At 62.4% G+C, this 24,987-nt stretch carries 23 protein-coding genes (1 of these 23 cut by a window edge); 18 read left to right on the top strand and 5 right to left on the bottom strand.

Translation table 11 applies throughout. The annotated features are described in order from the left end of the window. Positions 1-41: 41 nt before the first annotated feature. Positions 42-1,454, bottom strand: coding sequence for a lipopolysaccharide biosynthesis protein (locus DEJ54_RS02195; protein WP_113153119.1), 1,413 nt, complete (start codon positions 1,452-1,454; stop codon positions 42-44). 165 nt (positions 1,455-1,619) lie between these two features. Next, the gene (secA, locus tag DEJ54_RS02190; protein WP_113153118.1) at positions 1,620-4,349 is read right to left on the bottom strand and encodes a preprotein translocase subunit SecA; all 2,730 of its coding nucleotides are present in this window, start codon (positions 4,347-4,349) and stop codon (positions 1,620-1,622) included. A 243-nt stretch (positions 4,350-4,592) separates the two neighbouring features. On the opposite strand from secA, the gene DEJ54_RS02185 reads away from it, so the two are divergent. The 6 genes from DEJ54_RS02185 (at position 4,593) to DEJ54_RS02160 (ending at position 8,863) form a co-directional block, all read left to right on the top strand. Further along, positions 4,593-5,510: a peptidylprolyl isomerase gene (locus DEJ54_RS02185; protein WP_113153117.1), complete on the top strand. Its 918-nt coding sequence runs from the start codon at positions 4,593-4,595 to the stop codon at positions 5,508-5,510. Positions 5,511-5,704: 194 nt separating this feature from the next. Then, positions 5,705-6,946, top strand: coding sequence for a bifunctional glutamate N-acetyltransferase/amino-acid acetyltransferase ArgJ (gene argJ, locus DEJ54_RS02180; protein ID WP_113153116.1), 1,242 nt, complete (start codon positions 5,705-5,707; stop codon positions 6,944-6,946). A 3-nt stretch (positions 6,947-6,949) separates the two neighbouring features. Further along, positions 6,950-7,753, top strand: coding sequence for an N-acetyltransferase (locus DEJ54_RS02175; protein ID WP_113153115.1), 804 nt, complete (start codon positions 6,950-6,952; stop codon positions 7,751-7,753). Then, positions 7,750-8,172, top strand: a complete 423-nt coding sequence (locus DEJ54_RS02170) for a (deoxy)nucleoside triphosphate pyrophosphohydrolase (RefSeq protein ID WP_113153114.1) — start codon at positions 7,750-7,752, stop codon at positions 8,170-8,172. The genes DEJ54_RS02175 and DEJ54_RS02170 overlap by 4 nt, the downstream gene beginning before the upstream one ends. A 127-nt stretch (positions 8,173-8,299) precedes the next feature. Then, positions 8,300-8,620 (top strand): hypothetical protein, encoded by a 321-nt coding sequence (locus DEJ54_RS02165; RefSeq protein WP_113153113.1) that lies wholly within the window; start codon positions 8,300-8,302, stop codon positions 8,618-8,620. Between the two features lie 75 nt (positions 8,621-8,695). After that, entirely contained in the window at positions 8,696-8,863 is a 168-nt protein-coding gene (locus tag DEJ54_RS02160; RefSeq protein WP_113153112.1) for a Flp family type IVb pilin, read from the top strand. A gap of 40 nt (positions 8,864-8,903) precedes the next feature. Here the strand turns inward: DEJ54_RS02160 and DEJ54_RS02155 are convergent, their stop codons facing one another. Then, entirely contained in the window at positions 8,904-9,773 is an 870-nt protein-coding gene (locus DEJ54_RS02155; RefSeq protein ID WP_113153111.1) for a methyltransferase domain-containing protein, read from the bottom strand. Positions 9,774-9,888: 115 nt separating this feature from the next. Here DEJ54_RS02155 and DEJ54_RS02150 point away from each other — a divergent pair, with 115 nt between their 5' ends. Genes DEJ54_RS02150 through DEJ54_RS02135 form a run of 4 tightly spaced genes read left to right on the top strand, consistent with a single transcriptional unit; the run spans position 9,889 to position 12,206 of the window. Further along, entirely contained in the window at positions 9,889-10,632 is a 744-nt protein-coding gene (locus tag DEJ54_RS02150; protein WP_113153110.1) for a ComF family protein, read from the top strand. A gap of 25 nt (positions 10,633-10,657) precedes the next feature. Then, complete coding sequence (gene grxC, locus DEJ54_RS02145; RefSeq protein ID WP_113156026.1) at positions 10,658-10,924, top strand: glutaredoxin 3; 267 nt, start codon at positions 10,658-10,660, stop codon at positions 10,922-10,924. Then, positions 10,921-11,784, top strand: coding sequence for a carbon-nitrogen hydrolase family protein (locus DEJ54_RS02140; RefSeq protein ID WP_113153109.1), 864 nt, complete (start codon positions 10,921-10,923; stop codon positions 11,782-11,784). Before grxC ends, DEJ54_RS02140 begins: the two co-directional genes overlap by 4 nt. After that, complete coding sequence (locus tag DEJ54_RS02135) at positions 11,781-12,206, top strand: DUF1178 family protein (protein WP_113153108.1); 426 nt, start codon at positions 11,781-11,783, stop codon at positions 12,204-12,206. The genes DEJ54_RS02140 and DEJ54_RS02135 overlap by 4 nt, the downstream gene beginning before the upstream one ends. Before the next feature lie 105 nt (positions 12,207-12,311). Here the strand turns inward: DEJ54_RS02135 and ubiG are convergent, their stop codons facing one another. Next, positions 12,312-13,061: a bifunctional 2-polyprenyl-6-hydroxyphenol methylase/3-demethylubiquinol 3-O-methyltransferase UbiG gene (gene ubiG / locus DEJ54_RS02130; RefSeq protein ID WP_113153107.1), complete on the bottom strand. Its 750-nt coding sequence runs from the start codon at positions 13,059-13,061 to the stop codon at positions 12,312-12,314. Positions 13,062-13,320: 259 nt separating this feature from the next. Here ubiG and DEJ54_RS02125 point away from each other — a divergent pair, with 259 nt between their 5' ends. The 8 genes from DEJ54_RS02125 (at position 13,321) to DEJ54_RS02090 (ending at position 24,787) form a co-directional block, all read left to right on the top strand. Next, complete coding sequence (locus DEJ54_RS02125; RefSeq protein ID WP_113153106.1) at positions 13,321-14,595, top strand: aspartate kinase; 1,275 nt, start codon at positions 13,321-13,323, stop codon at positions 14,593-14,595. A gap of 75 nt (positions 14,596-14,670) precedes the next feature. Next, complete coding sequence (gene ptsP / locus DEJ54_RS02120) at positions 14,671-16,941, top strand: phosphoenolpyruvate--protein phosphotransferase (RefSeq protein WP_113153105.1); 2,271 nt, start codon at positions 14,671-14,673, stop codon at positions 16,939-16,941. 21 nt (positions 16,942-16,962) lie between these two features. Beyond that, positions 16,963-18,042, top strand: coding sequence for a peptide chain release factor 1 (prfA, locus tag DEJ54_RS02115; protein ID WP_113153104.1), 1,080 nt, complete (start codon positions 16,963-16,965; stop codon positions 18,040-18,042). Next, entirely contained in the window at positions 18,035-18,919 is an 885-nt protein-coding gene (prmC, locus tag DEJ54_RS02110) for a peptide chain release factor N(5)-glutamine methyltransferase (protein ID WP_113153103.1), read from the top strand. The genes prfA and prmC overlap by 8 nt, the downstream gene beginning before the upstream one ends. 344 nt (positions 18,920-19,263) lie before the next feature. Continuing rightward, complete coding sequence (locus DEJ54_RS02105; protein ID WP_245447670.1) at positions 19,264-19,926, top strand: DUF4167 domain-containing protein; 663 nt, start codon at positions 19,264-19,266, stop codon at positions 19,924-19,926. Between the two features lie 217 nt (positions 19,927-20,143). Next, positions 20,144-22,765 (top strand): ATP-dependent chaperone ClpB, encoded by a 2,622-nt coding sequence (clpB, locus tag DEJ54_RS02100; protein WP_113153101.1) that lies wholly within the window; start codon positions 20,144-20,146, stop codon positions 22,763-22,765. 24 nt (positions 22,766-22,789) lie between these two features. After that, positions 22,790-23,155 (top strand): MmcQ/YjbR family DNA-binding protein, encoded by a 366-nt coding sequence (locus DEJ54_RS02095; protein ID WP_113153100.1) that lies wholly within the window; start codon positions 22,790-22,792, stop codon positions 23,153-23,155. A 135-nt stretch (positions 23,156-23,290) separates the two neighbouring features. Next, complete coding sequence (locus DEJ54_RS02090) at positions 23,291-24,787, top strand: L,D-transpeptidase family protein (protein WP_371685953.1); 1,497 nt, start codon at positions 23,291-23,293, stop codon at positions 24,785-24,787. 132 nt (positions 24,788-24,919) lie between these two features. Here the strand turns inward: DEJ54_RS02090 and DEJ54_RS02085 are convergent, their stop codons facing one another. Then, on the bottom strand, positions 24,920-24,987 hold the end of the coding sequence (locus tag DEJ54_RS02085; RefSeq protein WP_113153099.1) for a M23 family metallopeptidase. Its footprint extends 1,870 nt past the window's final position; 68 of the gene's 1,938 nt are visible here — the last part of the coding sequence; its start codon lies off the right edge, out of view; its stop codon occupies positions 24,920-24,922.

Genomic DNA, 24,987 nt, shown 5'->3' with positions numbered 1-24,987 from the left:
CGATGCGCCGCTGCTCGATTCTTCGAGGAGAGGGGGGATGCTCAAGAGGAAGCCTCCTTTCTGGCGCGCGGGAGGAACACCAGCATGCGGATTCCAAGCTTCCGCCAGGCGGTGAATGAGAGGGATGCTGCTTCGAACAGAATGGCGAGCCCGGTGGCGATGGCTGCGCCCCACAGGCCGTAGATCGGGATCAGAACCATGTTGAGCCCGATATTGATGCCGAGCGTGATGGCGTAGATGCCGGCGCACACTTTCTGGTAGCCGCTCATGGTGAGAAGGCTCTCCGCAGGCCCCACGGCCGCGCGGGCAACCACGCAGGAAACCAGAAGGAAGAGAAGCGGATAGCCGGCCGTGAAGCCGCTGCCGAACAGCATGAGCATGGGCCTGCCGATGATGAGCACGACAACGCCCATGGCCAGCGACGGCCAGAAGGTCCAGGTGACCGTCTCCGCCGCGAAGGCTGCAAGGCCTTCCCTGTCGCCGCCATGCATGTAGGCCGAATAGCGCTGCGCAACGCTGGCCTTCACCGCGAAATAGACGAAATGCACCAGCGCCAGCGTTTTCACGGTGGCGAAGTAGATGGCCACATCCGTGGGCGTCATGTAGCGACCGACCATCAGCACGTCGGCATTGGTGAGCAGGAAATAGAAGCTCTCGACCAGAAAGATCGGCAGCGAAATGCCGACCCAGTGCTTCATCAGGAAGCGGGGTTTGCCGGGTGGCGTGCTGCGCTTCACCCGCGTCGTGATGCTGACGAATTGCAGGAGCGTGGTGGCATAGGTGGCCAGAATGGCCGTGATGATGGCCGTCTTTGCGTCGGGCGCGTAGCCGGAAAGAACCGCTCCCGCCATGAAGAGCAGGATCAGTATGGGGCGGATGAAATAGGCGGGAAGCAGGGCCCAGACCACCCATGCATTTGCCCGCGAGACGCCCTGCAGAAGGTCGCTCAGCGCCAGCATGGGCAGGCAGATGAGCCCCAGATAGAACGGAACCACGTAATAGGATTCGATATAGGGTTCCAGAAAGCGCAGGCCCGCCAGGCCCGCGAGCATGAACAGTGTCGAGGTGCCCAGCACGAAGAACCGGCCGGCAATGTTGACGCCGCGCAGCTCCGCAAAAGCACCCTTGGTGCGGTATTCGGGAATGAAACGGATGATCGCCGTGTGAAAGCCGAGGCACGAAATGTTGCCGAGGATGATCATCGTCACCCAGACCAGCACATAGATGCCGTATTCGAAACTGCCCATCCAGCGGGCCAGAAAGACCTGGCTGAAAAACGCGATGACTGCGTTGACGATGCGGATCGCGAAGGCAAGCAGTGCGTTGCGACCGGCCTCGCCACGCGCATCGCGTGCAGAAATGAGGGTGTCGAGCTTCGCAAGCCAGGGACGCGCGCGCGCGGCCAGCTGCTCCGGCAGCAAGCGTTCACCGGTCCCCGTCGCTGAAAAGCGCACCCGCCCCACTCCTCTCAAGTCACTCGACCTGCGGTTTAGCGCAAACTGCTTAAGAAAAAGAAAGGGCGGGCCGGGCGGTCGCTTCTTTGTTCCGGCAAAGAAAAAGGCCGGATGAAAACCCGGCCTTTTCGTTATCTGTTGAGAGACGCGCGAGCGCCGGACAGCTTAGGCGAAAGCGCCGTGGCAGTGCTTGTATTTCTTGCCCGAGCCGCAGGGGCAGGCTTCGTTGCGGCCGACCTTGCCCCAGGTTGCGGGGTCGTTCGGGTCGCGGTCCTCTGCGGCGACCACGCTGCCTTCGGCGCGGGCGAGCGTCATCGTCTCGCCGTCCGCGAACTCGTCTTCGCCCGTCGAACCGTCGATATGATGCGCCTGCATTTCCGGTGCTTCCGGCGGCGGTGCGTCGGCGGCCTCGCGCACCAGCTCGACGCGCATGAGCTGCGACGTCACCACCTGGCGCAGATTGCTGAGCATCGACTGGAAGAGCTCGAATGCCTCGGTCTTGTACTCGTTCAGCGGATCGCGCTGGGCGTAGCCGCGGAAGCCGACGACGGAGCGCAGATGGTCGAGATTTACCAGATGCTCGCGCCACAGATGATCGAGCGTCTGCAGCAGGATCGACTTCTCGACATAGTTCATGATGTCGGGGCCGAAACGCTCGGCGCGGTCCTTGGCGGCAGCCTCGGCGGCCTCGCTGATGCGCTCGCGGATATCGTCTTCGGCGATGCCTTCTTCCTGCGCCCATTCCTCGATGGGAAGGTCCAGGTTCAGCGAATTCTGCACCGCTTCGCGCAGTTCCCTGGTCTGCCACTGCTCGGCATAGGCCTTTTCGGGGATGTGGCGCGCGACCAGATCGTCGACCGTGTCCTGACGCATCTCGGCGACGGTCTCGGAGAGGTTCTCACCGTCCATCAGCTCAATGCGCTGCTCGAAGACCACCTTGCGCTGGTCGTTCATCACGTCGTCGAACTTGAGCAGGTTCTTGCGGATGTCGAAGTTGCGCGCCTCGACCTTTTTCTGCGCCTTTTCAAGCGCCTTGTTGATCCAGGGATGGACGATGGCCTCGTCTTCCTTGAGGCCGAGCTTTTGCAGCATGCTGTCCATTCGGTCGGAACCGAAGATGCGCATCAGGTCGTCCTGGAGCGACAGATAGAACTTGGAGCGGCCCGGATCGCCCTGACGGCCGGAACGGCCACGGAGCTGGTTGTCGATGCGGCGGCTTTCATGGCGCTCGGTGGCCAGAACGAAAAGACCGCCGGCGGCCAGCGCCTGCTCCTTGAGGCGCTTCACGTCCTCGCGGATGGCCTGTTCCTTCGCATCGCGCTCGGGGCCGGCTTCCATGTCGCCAAGCTCTTCGGCAATCCGCATTTCCGGGTTGCCGCCGAGCTGAATGTCGGTGCCGCGACCGGCCATGTTGGTGGCGATGGTGACAGCGCCCGGCTTGCCGGCCTGCGCCACGATGAAGGCCTCGCGCTCGTGATGGCGCGCGTTCAGGACCTCAAAGCCCTGCAAGCCTTCCTGACGAAGACGCTCGGCCAGGAATTCCGATTTCTCGATGGACGTCGTGCCGACCAGGATCGGCTGCCCCTTGGCGGCGGCTTCCTTGATCTCGCGGACAATCGCCTTGAACTTCTCTTCGACGGTCCGGTAGACCTCGTCGTCCTCATCAAGACGCTGGATCGGCAGGTTGGTCGGGATCTCGATGACTTCGAGCCCGTAAATGTTGCCGAATTCTTCCGCTTCCGTCGAAGCCGTACCGGTCATGCCGCCCAGCTTGTCGTACATGCGGAAGTAATTCTGGAAGGTGATCGAGGCGAGCGTCTGGTTCTCCGGCTGGATCGCCACGTGCTCCTTGGCCTCAAGCGACTGGTGCAGGCCTTCCGAGAAGCGGCGGCCCGGCATCATGCGGCCGGTGAATTCGTCAATGATGACGATTTCGCCATTGCGGACGATATAATCCTTGTCGCGCTGGAACAGTTTGTGCGCCTTCAGCGCATTGTTCAGGTGGTGCACGATGGCGACATTCTCGATGTCGTAAAGCGAATCGCCTTTGAACAGATCCGCTTCGCGGAGCATGTTCTCCATCTTCTCCGTGCCTTCTTCCGTGAAGGTCGCGGTGCGCTGCTTCTCGTCGATTTCGTAATCGTCTTCCACGAGATGCGGAATGAAGGTGTCGATCTTGTTGTAAAGCTCGGAGCGGTCGTCCAGCGGGCCGGAAATGATGAGCGGCGTGCGCGCCTCATCGATCAGGATGGAGTCCACCTCATCGACGATGGCGTAGAAGTGTCCGCGCTGGACCATCTGGTCGCGCTCATACTTCATGTTGTCGCGCAGATAGTCGAAGCCGAGCTCGTTGTTGGTGGCGTAGGTCACGTCGCAGGCATAGGCCGCGCGGCGCTCGTCATCCGACATGCCATGCACGATGACGCCGGTCGAAAGACCGAGGAAGCCGTAGAGGCGGGCCATCCACTCGGAGTCGCGCTTGGCCAGGTAGTCATTGACCGTGACCACGTGCACGCCCTTGCCGGACAAGGCGTTGAGGTAAACGGGAAGCGTCGCAACCAGCGTCTTGCCTTCACCCGTCTTCATCTCGGCGATGGAGCCTTCGTGAAGAACCATGCCGCCGATCAGCTGCACGTCAAAGGGGCGCATGCCCAGCGCGCGGCGGGATGCCTCGCGCGCCACGGCGAAGGCGGGAACGAGAATGTCGTCGAGCGACTTTCCGTTCGCGAGCTCCTTGCGGAACTCTTCTGTTTTTCCGCGCAATGCCTCGTCGGACAGCGCCTTCATTTCGTCTTCAAGCGCGTTGATCGCGGCGACGCGCGGGCGGAAACCCTTCACGCGACGATCGTTCGAGGAGCCGAAAACTTTGCGGGCGAGACCGCCGAGACTGACCATCCAGTGGTCCTTTCACTTTCTGACAGACGGCATTCAAGAGCGGGGTAAACACCCTGCTCGCGCCGAGCGAGAGCAATTATATAACAATTCGTGTCCTGAAATGCGTTCTGGACGCAGGACATCAGGACAGATAAGAGGGGCCAAGAGTGATGTCAACGCCGCGTTAAACATGCGCTCTTGCGCAAAATTCCGCCATATTGATAAGCGGTTTGGGCTAAAACGGAATCACCAACGGAGAGTTTCATGCTGAAATCGTTTCGCCGTTTCCTGGCCATTCAGGTTGGGGCCGGTCTGACGCTGGCCGCTGTAGGCTTCATGCCTGCTCATGCTGCCGATGCCGATGTCGTCGCCACTGTGAATGGCATGGAGATTACGGAGGGCGATTTGGCTATCGCCAGCGCGGAGTATGGCGCGCAGTTCGGTAATCTGCCCGATCCGCAGCGCCGCGCAGCACTTCTTTCGGCGCTGATCGAGATCCGCCTGCTGGCCTCCGAGGCCGAAGAAAAGGGCCTTGCCGAGGGTGAAGCCTTTGAAAAGCGCCTGGCATTCCTGCGCAATCAGGCGCTTCATGCGGCCTTCATCGAGAAGATCGTCAACGACGCCGTGACCGAGGAAGATGTCCGCGCCAGCTACGACAAGCAGATCGCTGATGCGCCTGCCGTCAACGAGGTGCGCGCCCGTCACATTCTGGTGAAGACCAAGGAAGAAGCCGAAGCGATCATCAAGCAGCTCGAAGAGGGCGGCAATTTTGAAGAGATCGCCAAGGAGAAATCCACTGACGGTGCGGCAGCCAATGGCGGCGACCTCGGCTATTTCGCTTCCGGCCAGATGGTGCCCGAATTCGAAAAGGCTGCATTTGCCATCAATCCGGGCGAATTCTCCAAGGAGCCCGTCGAAACCCAGTTCGGTTTCCATGTGATCAAGGTTGAAGACAAGCGCGCCAAGCAGCCGCCGGCATTCGACGCCGTGAAGGATCGCGTACGCTCCCTTCTGGTGCGTGAGCGCTATGTCGAACAGGTTTCGGCGCTGCGTGACACCGCTGAAGTCGACGTCAAGGACCCGGCTCTCAAGGAATTCATCGACGCAGCCGAGAAGCAGCAGGAAGAAGCCGCTTCCGGGGCTGAAGCAGCCGGTGAAGGCGAAGAGACCAAAAGCGAATAAGCGCTGAAGCGCAGGTTCAATTGGAAACGGCGGGCGCCTGGCGTCCGCCGTTTTTGTTTTGTCAGACGGTGCTGTGTGCACTGTGGGTCGGCTGACGCGCCGCCGGGTATCCGAGCTGTTTCAGCTTGCGTCGGAAAAAAAACTCGGGCAGACCGGCAGGAATCCAAAGCTTCCAACCCGAGTAAGTTTGCCCCATGTCTGTTGCAGTCTCTCCTCTTGCTCCCAAGACCTATCCCGATATGCCCGCCATTGACGGTGTGCGCATCGCAACCGCTGAAGCCGGTGTGAAATACAAGGGGCGAACCGATCTCCTGACCATGGTGTTCGATGAGGGCACCACGGCTGCCGGCGTTTTCACCCAATCCAAGTGCCCATCGGCTCCGGTGGAACTCTGCCGCGAAAATCTGGCCGGCGGCGAGGCGCGCATTCTCGTCGTGAATTCCGGAAACGCCAACGCGTTCACCGGCAAGAAGGGACGCGCGACCACTTCTGCCGTGGGCGAAGCTGCCGCGGCTGCGGTCAAGGCGGACAAGAGCACGGTTTTCATGGCGTCCACCGGTGTGATCGGCGAGCCGCTGCCGGCGGAGCGCATTACCGGTTTTCTGGAAGGCATGGCCGCAAAGGCAGCGCCGGGCGGCTGGCTTGAGGCCGCCAGAGCCATCATGACCACCGACACCTATCCCAAGGTGGCGACGGCGACCGTGCGCCTTGGCGAACATGATGTGGTCATCAACGGCATTGCCAAGGGCGCGGGCATGATCGCGCCCGACATGGCCACCATGCTTTCCTTCGTGGCGACGGATGCGCCGATTGCCGCGCCCGTTCTGCAGGATCTTCTGTCGCGTGGAACCGGCAAGACCTTCAACGCGGTGACGGTCGACAGCGACACCTCCACCAGCGACACGCTGATGATGTTTGCAACGGGCGCTGCCGCAAAGCGCGGTGTCACGCCGATCAACGATCTGAAGGATCCCCGGCTCGCAGGCTTCCGCCGGGCGCTCAACCGCATCCTCAAGAATCTCGCGCTGCAGATCGTCCGCGATGGCGAAGGCGCGCGCAAACAGCTCGAAATCACGGTGACGGGCGCAAAGTCTTCCCGTTCGGCAAAAAAGATTGCGATGTCCATCGCCAATTCGCCGCTGGTGAAGACGGCGGTTGCCGGCGAAGACGCAAACTGGGGCCGCGTCGTCATGGCTGTCGGCAAGGCGGGCGAGCCGGCCGAGCGCGATCTTCTGTCGATCTGGTTCGGCGATATTCGCGTTGCCCATGAGGGGGAACGCGATCCGGCCTATTCCGAAGAAGAAACCTCCGCCTATATGAAGAAGGATGAGATCACGCTGCGCGTGGATCTCGGACTCGGGCGCGGCAAGGCCACGGTTTGGACCTGCGACCTGACCAAGGAATATGTCGCCATCAATGGCGACTATCGGAGCTAGGGTGTGCCAGGCCAAGTGAGGCAGGACGTAAAACAGGATTTCGCCATCATCCGCCGCTTTGAGGCGGCGGGGTTGCGCGCTTGGCCTGCCGAAACGGTGGCCTATGACGGCACCTGGGTGCTGCGGCTGACCGCCGGTCACCCTGCAAAGCGCCTGAATTCCATCAATCCGCTTGATCCGGGCGATCATCGAAACCTTGAAGAGCGCATCGCGCGCGCTGCCGAGCAGTTCAAGGCCTATGGGCGGCCGCTCACCTTCCGGCTGTCGCCGCTCGCCGCGCCTGAAATCTCCACCTATCTCGACGAGCAGGGCTGGTCGACGCTTGGCCGTTCGCTTGTCATGGCGCTCGATTTGCGCGAGGCGGATCTGACCGAGGCGATGGACCAGATACCGCTCAAGGACCGGCGACGCTTCGTCAATGCCACGCTCAAGGTGCATGGCTATGAGGAGCTGCACCGCGCGGGTCTTTCGCGTGTCATTGGCGCGATTCGCCCGGAAACCGGCCTGTTCGTCCTCGAAGAGGGCGAAGAGCCGGTGGCGACCGCCATCTGCGTGCATGACAGCGATCTGGCGGGGCTCTTTGAAATCGCGACGCGCCCTTCATGGCGCGGCAAGGGCTATGGCCGCCGTGTTCTCCTGTCTGCGCTCAAATGGGCCCAGTCACACGGGGCGGAGCGGGCCTGGCTGCAGGTGGAGGCCGATAACGAGGTCGCCGTAGGCCTCTACAAGGCGATGGGCTTCCGCGAAATCTATTCCTATCATTACCGCCAGCCGCAGGAAGCGGTCGGCACGGAGCACGCCGAATGAACGATCTTTCCCAGCCGGCCAAGCCGATCCTGCTGGTCGCAGCCTGTGCGCTGGTTGATGCGGATGGGCGGGTGCTGCTCGCCAAACGCCCCGAAGGCAAGGCGCTGGCGGGGCTCTGGGAGTTTCCCGGGGGCAAGGTGGAGAACGGCGAGACGCCGGAAAACACCATTGTGCGCGAGCTTGTCGAGGAAATCGCCGTCGAGACGAAGACGGCGTGCCTTGCGCCGCTGACTTTCGCCAGCCACACCTATGATGATTTTCACCTGCTGATGCCGCTCTATGTCTGCCGCCGCTTCTGGGGCACGCCGCGTCCGCAGGAAGGGCAGGAACTCAAATGGGTGCGCCCGCGCGACATGCGCGATTACCCCATGCCGCCGGCCGATGCGCCGCTTATCCCGCACCTCATCGACCTGCTGTAAAGCGCCTGTCGGCACAAAGCCGGGCCGCTCGAACAGAGTTAATCCTTCGTTTACGCAACAGTGACAAGTTGATTGCGGGGACGGGCCGTTTTCGCGGCAGGGTTTAACCATCTGGCGAGAGGTTGGTATGGTTTCTGGCGAATTTGGGGATACGGAACGCGCGGGCTGGTCCACGCGGGCCGGCAATGTGGGCATCGGGGCACTCAGGATCGCCCTGCTTTTTGGAACCGCAGCTGTCGCGCTCGCGCTGTTTCTGACGCCGGTTGTTGAAAAAAGCACCCGCTCCAAGATCGCGCAGGTTGGCGCGCCGTTCGGGATCGACCCCATCACCACGTCTTCCACGAAGCGGCAGGACCGCAGTTACACGATCCGGCGCAGTGTTTTGCAGCCCTCGCGCAACGCCACATGCATCATCCATCAGGATGGACGACGCAGCGGCGACTGCTGATCTCGTTAATCGGCTCTCAGCTTTTCTTAAGGCTTTTCGCCCAGAATTGCCTTCCAGACAGGGGGAGCCGGGCAAATGGGCAGGCATTTTCTCAAGGATCGGTGCGGCGCGACCGCAATCGAATATGCGTTAATTGCAGGCCTGATCGCTCTGGCGATCGTGGTCGGTGCGGCGCAGACGGGACAGCAGCTCAAAGCCAGCTATGGGGACGTCGCGAGCAAAGTGACCACGGCCAACCAGTAGGGAAGCCGCAGTCATTGCCATAGCCATTGCCTTAAGGGGCCTATTCGCCCCTGTTTTTCTCCAAAGCCTCTTTCAGTGACATCTTCGCGCTGCCCGGTGCGAGCGGCTTTTGCTGGGATTCGTGCGGGGCCCAGCCAGACATCCAGATAATGTTGAAACTTGCCCTGATACGCCCGTCCGGATCGGAGAAGCGCTCGGCATAGATCTGTGCGGCGCGCATGAAGAGTGCGCGCGTGGCCGGTTTGCGCGAGCGCGCGACAAGCGCGCTGGTCGCGCCCATGAAGCGCAGATCCCGCATCAGGTCGAACATGGTGTCGTAACGCACGGTCAGGTTCTCGAGATCGGTGACCGGCAGCGCAAAACCCGCACGCTGGAGCAGTCCGCCCACATCGCGCACATCGGCAAAGGGGCTCACGCGCGGGGCAGCACCCTCTGAAATCTCGGTCTCTGCGGCAAGCAGGGCTTCCCTGAGTTCCTGAAGCGTGCCGGCGCCGGCCATCGCGCCGAGAAACAGGCCGTCGGGCTTCAGCGCACGGCGGATCTGGGCGAGCATGCCCGGAACGTCATTTGCCTCATGCAGGCTGAGAAGCGAAACGATGAGATCGTGGCTGCCGGGTTCGGAAGGCAGGGTTTCCGTTGCCGCGACGATGCCGTCATCGCCAAGAAGGGCGGCGTCGGCCTCGATGCGGGTCACCTGGTCGACCTTGCCGCTTTCGCGCATGGCCATGGCCGCGTCGGAGGTGAGGCAGAAGAGCGCTGCGGCGTTTTCAAAGCGCCGCTCGACGGTGGCCAGCCGCTCTTCCAGATCGGCAGCGGCCCGCTGCATCAGAAAGCGGGCTCCCGGATCGCCCTGCTTCAGGGCGCGCTTCTTGTGCAGAAGGGCCAGATCGGCGTCGAAGAGCTGTTCCATGCGTCATCCTTTGTTTCTGGATGCGCCATCGCACAAAAAGACTATGCTGGCAAAGAGGCAATGCCTTTTGGGGGAGGGGCGTTTCGTGGAGGGCGTATTGCGATTGACCGGGGTGATGAGCGGGTGGATGCAGCGCATCCTCTTCCCGCCGGTGTGTCTCGGCTGTTCCAGCCTTGTCACGGAACCCGGAACGCTCTGCGCTTCCTGCTGGGTGCGGCTGCGCTTTCTGGAGCGGCCATGGTGTCCGGTCATGGGCACGCCTTTCTCTCTGGACCTTGGCGACAGCATGCTCTCTGCGGAGGCGATTGCATCGCCGCCGCCCTTTGCGCGGGCGCGCTCGGCGGTCGCCTATGGCGGCGTCGCCCGGCGGCTGGTTCAGGGGCTGAAATTCCGCGACCGCACCGATCTCGCGCCGTGGATGGCGCGCTGGATGCTTCGGGCCGGCGGAGAAATCCTGCCCGAGGCGGATCTGGTGGTGCCGGTTCCGCTGCATCGCAGCCGTTTCTTTTCAAGGCGCTTCAACCAATCGGCGGAGCTTGCGCGGGCTGTGGCGCGTCTGGCTTGCGTTGATTACATGCCGGAGGCTCTGGTGCGGACGCGGCGCACGCGCCAGCAGGTGGGACTGCGGGCGAGCGAGCGCGAGGCCAATGTGCGCGGCGCATTTGTCGTGCCGGACGCCCACCGCCCGGCGATCAGGGCGCGGCGCGTCGTTCTGGTGGACGATGTATACACCACCGGCGCGACGGTTGCCGCCGCCTCACGGGTTCTCAAGCGTGCCGGCGCGCGCGAGGTGGATGTTCTGACATTTGCGCGCGTTTTGCCGGGGGACTTTCGGGCGGACCTCCAAGAGCCTATATAAACCCCGACAAAGCATGGGACCGAAAATGTCTGACGTAACGATCTACACACGGATGATGTGCGGCTTCTGCAGCGCCGCCAAGCGCCTGCTCGACGGCAAGGGCGTTTCCTACACGGAACACGATGCAAGCTTTTCCAACGAGCTGCGCCAGGAGATGATCCAGCGGGCCAATGGCCGCTCGACCTTTCCGCAGATTTTCATTGGCGACGTCCATGTGGGCGGTTGCGATGAGCTTCACGCTCTCGAGCGCGAAGGCAAACTGGATGCGATGTTGAAGGAGATCCCGGCATGAGCAAACTGATCGCCGCTGCCCTGCAGATGCGTTCCGGCACCGAGCCGGAAGCCAATGCCGACGCTTTTGAAGCGCTGGTGCGTGAGGCTGCGGGCAAGGGCGCGCAGTATGTTCAGAGCCCGGAAATGACCGGCGTGATGGTGCGCAGCCGCGAAGACCTGCTCGAGCGCATCACCGGAGAGCGCGGCGCGCTGGTCATCGACCGCGCCCGTGCGCTGGCCGATGAGCTTTCGATCTTTGTTCACTTAGGGTCCACGGCCGTTGCGCTCGATGACGGACGGGTGGCGAACCGCGCCTTTCTGTTCGCGCCCGGTGGCGCGCTTGTGACCACCTATGACAAGCTGCACATGTTCGACGTCGATCTCGACAATGGCGAAAGCTGGCGCGAATCGGCCACCTATGCCGCCGGCGAGCGGGCAGTTGTTGCCGATCTGCCGTTTGGCCGTCTGGGCTTCGCCATCTGCTATGACATGCGCTTCCCGCAGCTTTTCCGTGCGCAGGCGCTTGCCGAGGCACAGGTGCTGACAGCACCGGCCGCCTTCACCCGGCAGACGGGCGAAGCGCACTGGCATGTTCTTCTGCGCGCCCGCGCCATCGAGAATGGCGCATTCATGATCGCTGCCGGTCAGGGCGGCCTGCACGAGGACGGGCGTGAGACCTATGGTCATTCGCTGATCGTCGATCCGTGGGGCCGTGTGCTGGCCGAGGTCGATGGAAACGAGCCGGGCATCGCCATGGCCGAACTCGACCTTGATGCGGTCGCTGCCGCTCGCGGCAAGATTCCGAACCTCAAGAACGCGCGCGATTTCTCTGTTGCACGCGTTTCCGGCGGCGGGGCGGCGGAGAGGAAAGCTTCATGATCAGTTTCAACCTGATCTGCGAGCACGACCACGCTTTCGAGGCGTGGTTCCGCAACAATGCGGACTTTGACGAGCAGAAGAAGCGCGATCTCGTTTCCTGCCCGCAATGCGGCTCGACCAAGGTTGAAAAGGCCCTGATGGCGCCGGCGGTCTCGACCGGCAAGAAGCGTGACCAGATCGCACTGGCCATGGGGGAGAAGCAGAAACAGGCGCTGGCGCAGCTCAAGGAGCTTTCCAAAAAGGTGCGCGAGAATGCGGACTATGTCGGCGACAAATTCGCCGAGGAAGCGCGAAAAATCCATTTCGGCGAGACCGAAGCGCGCGGCATCTATGGCGAGGCGACGACCGACGAGGCCAAGGCGCTGGTCGATGAAGGCGTCGAGTTCCTGCCCCTGCCGGTGTTTCCCGACGAGCAGAACTGAGACCGGCCAGAAATGAGACCGGCCAGAAAATCGGGCGGTCAGGCGCGAGCGCCTGACTGCATTCTGATCGCAAGAGCCGCGCTCGCCGGCGTTTTCCCTGAAGGCTCAGGCAGCCGGCTTCGTGGCCGCCACCATGTAGTTGACATCCATGTCGCGTGAGCGCTGCCAGCGGTCGCCGAGCGGATTGTAGACGACGCCGCTGCGATCGATGATCCGGATGCCCGCCGAGGCGAGGCCCTCTTCCAGTTCGCTCGGGCGCACGAGCTTTTCATACTGGTGCGTGCCGCGCGGCAGCCATCCAAGCACATATTCCGCGCCGATGATCGCCAGGCCCCACGCCTTGAGCGTGCGGTTGATCGTTGCCACGAACATCAGGCCGCCGGGTTTCAGCATTGCGCCGCATTTGGAAAGGAACAGGTCCACATCGGCGACATGCTCGATCACTTCCATGTTGAGGATGATGTCGAATGTCTCGCCGGCGTCGGCAAGCGCCTCTGCCGTGGTGGCGCGATAGTCGATGTCGAGCTTGCCCTGCGCCGCGTGGATCTTGGCCACTTCGATGTTGGTTTCCGAAGCGTCCGCGCCAACCACCTGCGCGCCAAGCCGCGACATGGGTTCGCACAGAAGGCCGCCGCCGCAGCCGATGTCGAGCATGCGCAGGCCGGCAAAAGGTTTGGCTTCATGGGGCTCGCGACCGAAATGCGCGGCCACATGGTCGCGGATATAGGCAAGGCGCACCGGGTTGAACTTGTGCAGAACGCCCATTTTTCCGGCGGGATTCCACCATTCCGCCGCCAGTGCGGAAAAATGCTCGATTTCACGCGTGTCGATGGTCGTTTGCCGCGCTTCGGACATGGAAAACCCCTCACTGGGTGTTGCTTGGAACCTTGGCCCATGAAGTCGGGCTGACGGGCCTGATTGTCAAGGCGGGAATTGTCTCAGGGGCAAAACCTGCCCGGCGCAACGACCGGGTTCCATTCACCGTCACATTGCTTGCAGATAAGCGATCTTTTGGGTATGGAGACCGCGGCGCAGGGCGGGTTGCCGTTGCTGCGTAATGTTGGCGCTGCCCGTCCGGGCAGCAGGAATTTCCGAGCAAAGGCACTCCGTTCCCATGGCGCGCATCGTGATGAAGTTCGGCGGAACCTCCGTCGCCGATATCGAACGCATCCATAATGTGGCGCGTCACGTCAAACGTGAGGCCGATGCGGGGCATGAGGTCGCCGTCGTGGTTTCGGCCATGGCCGGCAAGACCAATGAACTGGTCGGCTGGGCGCAGTCCATGCCGAAGGCCACGGGTGCTGAATCGCCCTTCTATGACGCGCGCGAATACGACGCCATCGTCGCCTCCGGTGAGCAGATCACCAGCGGGCTTCTGGCCATCGCGCTACAGTCCATGGGCGTCGATGCGCGCTCCTGGCAGGGCTGGCAGATCCCGATCCGCACCGACAACGCTCACGCCGCCGCCCGCATCGTCGATATCGACGGCAGCGAGATGGTGCGCCGCATGGGCATGGGCCAGGTGGCCGTTGTCGCCGGCTTCCAGGGCATAGGCCCTGACAATCGCATCGCCACGCTGGGGCGCGGCGGTTCCGACACCAGCGCGGTCGCCGTGGCCGCTGCGGTGAAGGCCGACCGTTGCGACATCTACACCGATGTCGACGGCGTCTACACGACCGACCCGCGCATTGAGCCCAAGGCGCGCCGCCTGCCGAAGATCTCGTTCGAGGAAATGCTCGAAATGGCGTCGCTTGGCGCCAAGGTGCTGCAGGTGCGCTCCGTCGAACTGGCGATGGTGCACAAGGTCAGAACCTTCGTAAGATCGTCTTTCGAAGATCCGGATGCGCCGGGCATGGGGAATTTCGAAAACCCGCCCGGTACGCTCATTTGCGATGAGGATGAAATCGTGGAACAGCAAGTCGTCACCGGCATCGCCTACGCCAAGGACGAGGCGCAGATATCGCTTCGTCGCGTCTCCGACCGTCCGGGCGTGTCCGCAGGCATTTTCGGTCCGCTGGCCGAGGCCAACATCAATGTCGACATGATCGTGCAGAACATCTCCGAAGATGGTTCGCGCACGGACATGACCTTCACCGTGCCGTCCGGCGACCTGCAAAAGGCCGTCACGGTGCTGGAGAATGTGCGTGACACGATCGGCTTCGACGCCATCCAGTCTGAAGCCGGACTGGTCAAGGTTTCGGTCATCGGCATTGGCATGCGAAGCCATGCCGGCGTTGCCGCAATCGCCTTCAAGGCCCTGGCCGAGAAGGGGATCAACATCCGCGCGATCACCACTTCAGAGATCAAGATTTCGATCCTGATCGACGGCCCCTATGCCGAATTGGCGGTTCGCACTTTGCATTCTGTCTACGGTCTCGATAAGCAGTAGACAAACAATAACCCGAAATCTGGCTTTTGCTCTGCTCTCTCATGCGGCTAGCATAGGCCAATGGAGAGGGGTTCGATGCGAGATACTGCCGGCGGTCCAAGAGTGCTGTTAAGGCGTTTGCGCGAGCTGATGGCCGATGCGCTTGACCCGCAGAAGCGTCTCGACAAGATCGTTCGTGAAATCGCCCAGAACATGGTGGCCGAGGTTTGCTCGCTCTATGTGCTGCGCGCCGATTCCATGCTGGAGCTTTACGCCACCGAGGGTCTGAACCCGGATGCGGTGCATCTGGCGCAGCTTCGTCTGGGGCAGGGCCTCGTCGGCACGATTGCCGCCAGCGCCCGCCCGCTCAATCTCTCCGACGCCCAAAAACACCCCGCTTTTGCCTATCTGCCGGAGACGGGCGAAGAGATTTATCATTCCTTCCTCGGCGTGCCGGTGCTGCGGGCCGGTCGCACGCTCGGCGTTCTGGTCGTTCAGAACCGCACCATGCGCCATTACCGCGAGGATGAGGTCGAGGCGCTGGAAACGGTGGCCATGGTCATCGCCGAGATGATCGCCACCGGCGATCTGGCGCGGCTGACCCGTCCTGGCATCGAGCTTGATCTGAGCCGCCCCGTCAGCATGACGGGCCTGCCCTTCAACGAGGGCGTCGGGCTTGGCCATGTGATCCTTCATGAGCCGCGCATCGTGGTGACGGCGCTGTTCAACGAGGATAGCGACGAGGAGCTGGTGCGCCTTGAAACGGCGCTCGATTCGCTGCGCCTTTCCATCGACGACATGCTCTCGCGCCGCGATGTGGCGTTTGAGGGCGAACATCGCGCGGTGCTCGAAGCCTATCGCATGTTCGCCAATGACCGGGGCTGGGTGCGCCGCCTGCAGGAAGCGATCAACAACGGTCTGACGGCTGAAGCGGCGGTCGAGAAGGTGCAGAGCGACATGCGCGCGCGCATGATGCACATGACGGACCCCTATCTGCGCGAGCGGATGAGCGATTTCGACGATCTCGCCAACCGGCTTCTGCGCCAGCTGATGGGCCGCGGGCCGGATGCGCTGGCGGAAATTCTGCCCAAGGATGCGATCATCGTCGCCCGTTCCATGGGCGCTGCCGAGCTTCTGGACTATCCGCGCCAGAAACTGCGCGGTCTGGTTCTGGAAGAGGGAGCGCCGACAAGCCATATCGTCATCGTGGCGCGGGCCATCGGTCTGCCGACGGTGGGGCAGGTGAAGGGCGCCGTCTCCATGTCGGAGAATGGCGACGCGATCATCGTCGATGGCGAGGACGGCCAGGTGCATCTGCGCCCGCAGGCCGATGTCGAGGAAGCCTATGCCGAGAAGGTGCGCTTCCGCGCCCGCCGGCAGAAACTCTATCAGGAACTGCGCGACCGCCCGACCGAGACCAGGGACGGTGTTCCCGTCGATCTCATGATGAATGCAGGTCTGGCCGTCGATCTGCCGCAGCTGGCGCAGTCGGGTGCGGCGGGCATCGGCCTGTTCCGCACCGAGCTCCAGTTCATGGTCGCAGCCGCCTTCCCGCGCGTCGAGGCGCAGGAGCGGCTTTATAGCGAAGTGCTCGACGCCGCCGACGGCAAGCCGGTTACGTTCCGCACCATCGATATCGGCGGCGACAAGGTGTTGCCCTACTTCAAGGGCGCGCAGCACGAGGAAAACCCGGCGCTTGGCTGGCGGGCGATTCGCCTGACGCTCGACCGCCCGGGCCTGCTGCGCACGCAGATCCGCGCGCTTTTGAAGGCCGCCGGCGGTCGCGAACTGCGCATGATGCTCCCGATGGTCACCGAGGTGAGCGAGGTGCGGCAGGCGCGCGAGATCATCGACCGCGAGGTGCGGCATCTGTCGCGCTTTGGCTATCTCCTGCCCACGCGCCTGAAACTTGGCGCGATGATCGAAGTGCCCGCACTCCTCTGGCAGCTTGAAGAGCTGATGCAGGCCGTGGATTTCGTCTCCGTCGGTTCGAACGATCTGTTCCAGTTCGTCACTGCGACAGACCGGGGCAACACCCGCATTGCCGACCGTTTCGATCCGCTGAGCGTGCCGTTCCTGCGCATTCTGCGCCAGATCGTGCGCGCCGGCGACCAGTATGGAACGCCGGTCACGCTGTGCGGAGAGCTGGCGGGGCGGCCGATTTCCGCCATGGCGCTGCTCGGCATCGGCTTCCGCTCCATTTCCATGGCGCCGGCGGCCATCGGCCCGGTCAAGGCCATGCTGTGCGAGCTTCCGCTGTCGGATCTTTCGGTTGTTATGGATGAGGCACTTGCCAACCATAGCGCATCCACCGATATTCGCGCGCTGCTTCGCGACTTCGCCCAGAAGCACAATATTGCCCTCTAGAACTGACAGGCTTTCCCGTCGATGACCGACTTGCCGCGCGACCGTATGGATCAGGTTCTCAAACGTTTCGAGCTTATCGAAGCGCAGATGGCGGCTGGCCCGGAGCCGGACGTCTATGTGAAGCTTGCTTCCGAATACTCCGAATTGCAGGAAGTGGCGGCCAAGATCCGCGAACTGCGTCAGGTCGAAGGTGAGCTGGAAGATTTGAAGTCCATGCTGGACGACCCGGCGACCGACACGGAAATGCGCGAGCTGGCCGAGGCCGACCTCGAAGAGGTGGAGAGCCGCATCGAGACGCTGGGCGAGGAAATGCAGATCCTGCTTCTGCCCAAGGACGAAGCGGACGAGAAGAATGCCATCCTCGAAATTCGCGCCGGCACCGGCGGCGACGAGGCGGCCCTGTTCGCCGGCGACCTGTTTCGCATGTATGAGCGCTATGCATCCGAACGGGGCTGGCGTGTCGAGGTCGCGTCGACAAGCGAGGGCGAGGCCGGCGGCTACAAGGAAATCATCGCCACCGTTTCCGGGCGCGGCGTGTTCTCGCGGCTGAAATTCGAATCGGGCGTGCATCGCGTTCAGCGCGTGCCGGCTACGGAGGCGCAGGGGCGCATTCATACTTCCGCCGCCACGGTTGCCGTTCTGCCCGAGGCCGAGGACGTCGACGTCGAAATTCGCAATGAAGACATCCGCATCGACACGATGCGCGCTTCGGGTGCGGGTGGCCAGCACGTCAACACCACCGATTCGGCGGTGCGAATCACGCATATTCCAACGGGCATCGTGGTCTTGCAGGCCGAAAAGTCCCAGCACCAGAACCGTGCGCGCGCCATGCAGATCCTGCGGGCGCGCCTGTTCGACATGCAGCGCATGAAGGCCGCGGACGAACGCTCCGAGGCGCGTCGTCTGCAGGTCGGTTCCGGCGACCGTTCGGAACGCATCCGCACCTACAATTTCCCGCAGGGGCGTGTGACCGATCACCGGATCAACCTCACGCTTTACAAGCTGGACCGCGTGATCGAAGGCGATCTGGACGAGATTATCGACGCGCTGATCTCCGATCATCAGGCAAAACTGCTTTCGGAAACCGGGGCGGATGGCTGAGGCGAAGACCCTCGGCGCCCTGCTTTCCCGGGCGCAGGACCGGCTGAAACAGGCGGGCATTGCAGAAGGGGCGCTCGACGCGCGGCTTCTCGTTGAACATTTCACGCAGACGACGCGGCTCGACGCCATGTCGAGACCTGAGCGGCCTGTTTCCGATACTGAGCGCATGGCCGTGGAAGAGGCCGTCACGCAGCGCATTGCAGGCCGGCCCGTACACCGCATTATCGGCCATCGTGAATTCTACGGGCTGGACCTCAGGCTTTCACCGGAAACGCTGGAGCCACGGCCGGACACCGAAACGCTGGTCGACATGGTCGTGGCGGAAGCGCGTCGTCTTGGCGGTGAAGATCGCCCGTGGCGGATCATCGATCTTGGAACCGGCACCGGGGCAATAGCTCTCGCGCTGTTGAGCGTGTTGCCTGCGGCCCATGCGGTCGGTGTCGATATTTCGGCCGATGCGCTTGCAACGGCGCGCATCAATGCCGATATGAATGGTTACGGTGGCCGGTTTGAGACCTGTCAGTCTGACTGGTTTGAGAAAATCGACGGACGTTTCGATTTCATTGTCTCCAACCCGCCCTATATTCGAGAAGAGATCTGGCGTGCGCTTGCAGTCGAGGTTCGTGATCACGATCCGCGCAGGGCGCTGGTTGCCGGGGACGATGGTCTTGATGCCTATCGTTTGCTGGCGGCGCAAAGCGGCGCCCATCTGGCGACAGGCGGCATGGTCGCCGTCGAGATCGGATATGACCAGAAGGAAAGCGTTACCGGGCTGTTCGTCGATCAGGGATTCCGCCTTCACAAGGCGGGCCGCGATCTTGCCGGGCATGACCGGGTGCTTGTTTTTGTCGCCGAAACAGCACGTGAACAAACTTGAAAAAAAACTTGGCATCGCAAAAGAATGCCGCTAGGTTCCGGACACCGGATAGGACGAAGCAGACAGCACCGTTATCGATTCGGTTCCCAGGACCGCTGTCATTAAGGGCGTTTTAGCGCCTCTGCTTCATTATGGGGTTTGTCCGGCAACTGACAAGAAGCGGAACAGTATGGCATTGGCGCCCGCGACAAGCGGTGTGACATAGGCCAAGGGGAGATGTGAGACTGCTGGCTTCCCGCCATCGTCCGCGATCTGAAAAGAGTATTGTTTCACACAACCTGTCTCGAACAAGCAGTCTCGAAAACCAAGAGAGTCGAATGAGGCCACAACAGCAGAACAGGCGCATGCGCGGCCGCGGAAACAACAACCGCAAGGGTCCCAATCCGCTGGCGCGCAGCTATGAGAGCAACGGTCCGGACGTGAAGATCCGTGGAACCGCGCAACAGGTGGCGGACAAATACACCACGCTGGCGCGCGACGCGCAGAGCTCCGGTGATCGTGTGATGGCCGAAAACTATCTGCAGCATGCCGAGCATTACAACCGCATCATCGCTGCCGCCCAGGCGCAGCAGCAACAGCAGCAGGCGCGTGACAACCGCGACGATGCTGATGGTGATGACGAGCAGGATGTTGCCGAAGCGAGCAATGGCAACCAGAAGCCGCAGCGCCAGAAGCGCGTGGACGATGGTTCCGGCCCGCAGCCGGAAATCAAGGGTGTTCCCGCAGAACTCGCGCTGAACGGCGGCGAAGGTGCAAACGGCCATGAGGCCGAAGCTGCCGAGCCGGGCGCAGAGGAAGAAAAGCCGAAACCTGTCCGCCGCACCCGCAAGCCTGCCGCAGCAAAGACGCAGGACGAGGCAGCGACGCCCGAGGGTGAGGAAGGCGAAAAGCCGGTCAAGCGTCCGCGCCGGACGCGCGCCCGCAAGACCGATGACGCCGAGGGTGGCGAAGGCAGTGAAGCCGCAGCCCCCGTTGCAGCGGCCGAAGAGGTTGCCGCGCAGGGCTGAACGGCCTGACATTCCAGAGCATTTTGAACGGCGGGGTTTCCCCGCCGTTTTTCGTATGTCCCCATCTTGTTCCTATAGGGATATGTTCCCATATCCCAAACAGTTGGGCTTGCCACACGAGACCGTGATAATCTGATTTCATCACGGTTTATGGGAGCCCGTCGCATTGGTCGTTGTCAGCGCTGCAAAGCAGGCTGGCAGGGAAATGGAGACACTTATGAACTTTGACAAATATTCCGAGCGCGTCCGCGGTTTCATTCAGTCCGCCCAGACCCAGGCGCTCAGCAGCAATCATCAGCAGTTCACGCCCGAGCACCTGCTCAAGGTGCTTGTTGACGATGAGGAAGGCCTGGCTGCTTCCCTGATCGAGCGCGCCGGCGGGCGTGCCAAGGATGTGCGCCTCGGTGTCGAGGCCGCGCTCAAGGCAATGCCGCAGGTGGAAGGCGGCAATGGCCAGCTTTACATGGCGCAGCCGTTGGCCAAGGTCTTCTCGACCGCCGAGGAACTGGCCAAGAAGGCTGGCGACAGCTTCGTCACCGTGGAGCGACTGCTCACCGCGCTTGCGGTCGAGAAGTCGGCCAAGACCGCCGACATCCTGTCCAAGGCCGGCGTAACGCCGACCGCGCTCAATCAGGCCATCAACGATATCCGCAAGGGCCGCACGGCTGACTCGGCCAGCGCCGAGCAGGGTTACGATGCGCTCAAGAAATATGCGCGCGACCTGACGGCCGATGCGCGTGCCGGCAAGCTCGACCCCGTGATCGGGCGTGACGACGAGATTCGCCGCACGATCCAGGTCCTGTCGCGCCGCACCAAGAACAACCCGGTTCTGATCGGCGAGCCCGGCGTCGGCAAGACGGCCATCGCCGAGGGCCTTGCCCTGCGCATCGTCAATGGCGACGTGCCTGAATCGCTGAAAGACAAGCAGCTCATGGCGCTCGACATGGGCTCTCTGATCGCCGGCGCGAAATATCGCGGCGAGTTCGAGGAGCGTCTGAAGGCGGTGCTGTCCGAAGTGACGGCTGCCAACGGCAACATCATCCTGTTCATCGATGAGATGCACACGCTGGTGGGCGCGGGCAAGGCGGATGGCGCGATGGACGCGTCCAACCTTCTGAAGCCGGCTCTGGCCCGTGGCGAACTGCACTGCGTTGGCGCGACGACGCTTGATGAATACCGCAAGCACGTGGAGAAGGACGCCGCTCTGGCGCGTCGTTTCCAGCCGGTTTTCGTCAGCGAGCCGACCGTCGAGGACACGGTTTCGATCCTGCGCGGTCTGAAGGAGAAGTATGAGCAGCATCACAAGGTGCGGGTCTCCGACTCGGCGCTGGTGGCCGCTGCGACGCTCTCCAACCGGTACATCACCGACCGCTTCCTGCCCGACAAGGCCATCGATCTGGTGGACGAGGCATCCTCGCGCCTGCGCATGCAGGTGGACTCAAAGCCCGAGGAGCTGGACGAGATCGACCGCCGCGTCATGCAGCTCAAGATCGAGCGCGAGGCGCTGAAGGCCGAGAAGGACGAGGCTTCCAGAGACCGTCTGGTCAAGCTCGAGAAAGAACTGACCGATCTCGAGGAAGAATCGGCGCGCCTCACCAGCCGTTGGGCTGCCGAGAAGGACAAGCTCGGCCTGGCCGCCGATCTGAAGAAGCAGCTTGATGAAGCCCGCAACGAACTGGCCATTGCCCAGCGCAAGGGTGAGTTCCAGCGCGCCGGCGAACTGGCCTATGGCCAGATCCCCGAGCTTGAGAAAAAGCTGGCCGAAGCAGAGGCCCAGAGCGAAGAGGAAAGCGCTTCCGGCATGGTCGAAGAGACCGTCAAACCGGATCACGTGGCCCATATCGTCTCGCGCTGGACCGGCATTCCGGTCGACAAGATGCTGGAAGGCGAGCGTGAGAAGCTGCTGCGCATGGAGGACGAGATCGCCAAACGGGTCGTCGGCCAGGGCGAGGCGGTTCAGTCCGTCTCCAAGGCCGTGCGCCGTGCGCGCGCCGGTCTTCAGGACCCCAACCGGCCGATTGGTTCCTTCATGTTCCTCGGCCCGACGGGCGTCGGCAAGACGGAGCTGACCAAGGCGCTCGCCAGCTTCCTGTTCGATGATGAGCAGGCGATGGTGCGCATCGACATGTCGGAATTCATGGAGAAGCACTCCGTGGCCCGGCTCATCGGCGCGCCTCCCGGCTATGTCGGCTATGAAGAAGGTGGTGTTCTGACCGAAGCGGTTCGCCGCCGGCCCTATCAGGTTATCCTGTTCGACGAGGTCGAGAAGGCGCATCCGGACGTGTTCAACGTGCTCCTTCAGGTTCTCGATGACGGACGCCTGACGGACGGTCAGGGCCGCACGGTCGACTTCCGCAACACGCTGATCATCATGACGTCGAACCTGGGCGCCGAGTATCTCGTGAACCTTGGCGAGAACGAGGATGTCGACAAAGTTCGCACCGAGGTGATGGATGTCGTGAAAGCATCGTTCCGGCCCGAGTTCCTGAACCGGATCGACGAGGTTATCCTGTTCCACCGGCTGCGCCGGCAGGACATGGGCAAGATCGTCGAAATCCAGCTTCAGCGGCTTGAGCGTCTGCTTGCCGATCGCAAGATCACGCTCGACCTCGATAAGGATGCGGTCGAGTGGCTGGCCGAGAAGGGTTACGACCCGGCCTATGGCGCGCGCCCGCTGAAACGGGTGATGCAGAAGGAGTTGCAGGACCCGCTGGCGGAGAAGATCCTCCAGGGTGAGATCTTTGACAACTCCACGGTCAAGATCACGGCCGGCTCTGACAGGCTGAACTTCCGGCCGAGCCGGGCAACGAATGCAGATCAGGCCGAAAAAGCGGCCTGATTCCAAAACACGAGGGGAGGGCGGATGCAGCTCGATCACTACAACGCAGTTTGTTCCGCCCTTCCACACGCCACCCACGTTGTTCAATGGGGTGGTGCGCATGTCTGGAAGGTGGGCGGCAAGGTTTTCGCCATCGGCAGCGCGGCTGACGGCGGAGATGTTGCCGTCTCTTTCAAATGCTCCGAGATGGCCTTCGACATATTGAAGGAGCAGCCGGGCCTGCGGCCCGCCCCCTATCTCGCTTCGCGCGGCATGAAGTGGATCCAGCGCCAGAGCGCAGAAAGCATGGATGACGCCGCCCTTGAGGACTATCTGGCCGAAAGCCACCGGATCGTCGCATCGGGTCTGACGCGCAGGCTGCAGCGCGAACTGGGCCTCTGCGCCACCTGATTGGCGACGCGAAAAGTTCAAAGACTGGCCATTTTCACGTCCGGTTCATCTCCTATGGTAAATAGTTCGTCAAATGGGCGAATCGCTGGCGGGTGATCAGCCTATCCGTGTGGGACCAGACGAGGGGCTAAAGACGTGAAACTGCAATTGCTGACCGCATTATGTCTGGCCATGGGGCCGACGGCAGCCATGGCCGCCATGCCGGAGAGCGAAGACCGGCGAAACGGTTTCGTGTTGCAGCGGGGCAATGATCAGACTGCTGGCTGGGGCATGACGGCCGAGACAGCGACCCAGGCGCCGGTACAACTCGCCCAGAATTACGACTTTGACGTCTATATCGATCAATATGGTCGCGAAATCATCGTCGACGCCTATACCGGCGAGGTGGTGGAGATCAGGCCTGCCGCGCGCGGCAACCAGCGCCCTGCGCGCCGTCCGGCGCGTCCGCGCGAGTTCGACGGGGATGTTTATGACTTCTCCGACCCGCGCGATGTCGACCGTTACCGTCGCGACCGGGGCAGGGCGAACCGCGCTCCCGTCGAACGCCAGCCCGATCCCTATTACGACCGCTCCTATGGTGAAGCGCCGCGCTACAACGACCGCAACATCTATCCGGAAGCGCCGAATTACGGGCGCGGTTCCATCGACCGCGCACCTCTGCAGCCCCCGAATTCCCATGACAGCATGGCCGGCATCCCCGGCGAAGAGCCGCGCTTTGAACCGGGAACGGGCAACGCATCCGGCACGCCGACCCTGCCGGGAGATGCGGCTGTCGTTCTGCCGCGCGGCGTGAGCGAGGATGTCACGCGCTTTCAGGTTCTGCTCGACCGCGCGGGGGCATCTCCGGGGGTCATCGATGGCCGGACCGGCGACAATGTGAACAAGGCGATCCGCGCCTATCGCGATATCACCGGCCAGACGCTCAGAACCTATGACAATGAATGGGTGAAGGCGGAACTGGAACGCACCGGCGGCCCGGCCTTCAAGGAATACACCATCACCGCCGAGGATGTGGCCGGTCCCTATATCGCGTCGGTTCCGGCCGATTACAGCCAGAAGGCTGCGCTTGGCGCACTGTCCTACACCTCGGTCGTCGAGGCGCTGGCCGAGCGCTTCCATATGGACGAGAAATATCTCGTTGCGCTCAATCCGGATGCGAATTTCAACCGGCCCGGTACGGTCATCAAGGTGATCAACACCGGCAAGCCGAAGAAAACCGAAGTCGTGCGGATCGTTGCCGACAAGGGCGCGCGCCAGGTGCGCGGTTACAGCGCCGACGGAAAGCTGGTCGCCGCCTATCCGGCCACCATCGGTTCGGCGAGCACGCCGTCGCCGAGCGGCACACATACGGTCACGCGCATCGCGCTCAACCCCGAATACACCTACAATCCGAAGGTCAATTTCAAACAGGGCAACAATGACAAGGTTCTGACCATCCCGCCTGGCCCCAATGGCCCCGTCGGAACGGTCTGGATCGCGCTGTCAAAGCCGACCTACGGCATTCATGGAACGCCCAATCCCTCGAAGATTGGCAAGACGGCCTCCCATGGCTGCATCCGGTTGACCAACTGGGATGCAGAGGAACTGGCCAAGCGCGTGAAGCGCGGCGTTTCGGTGGAGTTCGTGGATTAAGCTTTCCGCAACCATCCGGCACTGCCCGATGGATATTGCCGGTCTGCCGTTTCAGGGAAATGGCAGGCCGCTCGCAACTTTTTGATTCCTGTGAAGCTGGCTGTCAGGCAATCCTGCCTGACAGCAAATGACTCAGCTGCCCGATGCAGCAACGGAAAGCGGGGTCTCGTCGTTTTCCTGAAGCAGTTCGTCAATGCGGC

The sequence above is a fragment of the Nitratireductor sp. OM-1 genome (assembly GCF_003296175.1).
In the GTDB taxonomy this organism is placed as follows: Bacteria; Pseudomonadota; Alphaproteobacteria; order Rhizobiales; family Rhizobiaceae; genus Nitratireductor; species Nitratireductor aquimarinus.
Note: the sequence above shows the minus strand (reverse complement) of the source record. Positions and strands in the feature narration are given on the sequence as shown.

Coding starts and splice junctions, on each gene's coding strand:
- prmC (WP_113153103.1), top strand. CDS start 18,035: ATGGCTGAGGCGAAGACCCTCGGCGCCCTGCTTTCCCGGGCGCAGGAC.
- DEJ54_RS02160 (WP_113153112.1), top strand. CDS start 8,696: ATGGGCAGGCATTTTCTCAAGGATCGGTGCGGCGCGACCGCAATCGAA.
- DEJ54_RS02105 (WP_245447670.1), top strand. CDS start 19,264: ATGCGCGGCCGCGGAAACAACAACCGCAAGGGTCCCAATCCGCTGGCG.
- DEJ54_RS02150 (WP_113153110.1), top strand. CDS start 9,889: ATGAGCGGGTGGATGCAGCGCATCCTCTTCCCGCCGGTGTGTCTCGGC.
- ubiG (WP_113153107.1), bottom strand. CDS start 13,061: ATGTCCGAAGCGCGGCAAACGACCATCGACACGCGTGAAATCGAGCAT.
- DEJ54_RS02185 (WP_113153117.1), top strand. CDS start 4,593: ATGCTGAAATCGTTTCGCCGTTTCCTGGCCATTCAGGTTGGGGCCGGT.
- DEJ54_RS02155 (WP_113153111.1), bottom strand. CDS start 9,773: ATGGAACAGCTCTTCGACGCCGATCTGGCCCTTCTGCACAAGAAGCGC.
- DEJ54_RS02170 (WP_113153114.1), top strand. CDS start 7,750: ATGAACGATCTTTCCCAGCCGGCCAAGCCGATCCTGCTGGTCGCAGCC.
- secA (WP_113153118.1), bottom strand. CDS start 4,349: ATGGTCAGTCTCGGCGGTCTCGCCCGCAAAGTTTTCGGCTCCTCGAAC.
- DEJ54_RS02135 (WP_113153108.1), top strand. CDS start 11,781: ATGATCAGTTTCAACCTGATCTGCGAGCACGACCACGCTTTCGAGGCG.
- ptsP (WP_113153105.1), top strand. CDS start 14,671: ATGCGAGATACTGCCGGCGGTCCAAGAGTGCTGTTAAGGCGTTTGCGC.
- clpB (WP_113153101.1), top strand. CDS start 20,144: ATGAACTTTGACAAATATTCCGAGCGCGTCCGCGGTTTCATTCAGTCC.
- grxC (WP_113156026.1), top strand. CDS start 10,658: ATGTCTGACGTAACGATCTACACACGGATGATGTGCGGCTTCTGCAGC.
- DEJ54_RS02125 (WP_113153106.1), top strand. CDS start 13,321: ATGGCGCGCATCGTGATGAAGTTCGGCGGAACCTCCGTCGCCGATATC.
- DEJ54_RS02165 (WP_113153113.1), top strand. CDS start 8,300: ATGGTTTCTGGCGAATTTGGGGATACGGAACGCGCGGGCTGGTCCACG.
- argJ (WP_113153116.1), top strand. CDS start 5,705: ATGTCTGTTGCAGTCTCTCCTCTTGCTCCCAAGACCTATCCCGATATG.
- DEJ54_RS02095 (WP_113153100.1), top strand. CDS start 22,790: ATGCAGCTCGATCACTACAACGCAGTTTGTTCCGCCCTTCCACACGCC.
- DEJ54_RS02140 (WP_113153109.1), top strand. CDS start 10,921: ATGAGCAAACTGATCGCCGCTGCCCTGCAGATGCGTTCCGGCACCGAG.
- prfA (WP_113153104.1), top strand. CDS start 16,963: ATGACCGACTTGCCGCGCGACCGTATGGATCAGGTTCTCAAACGTTTC.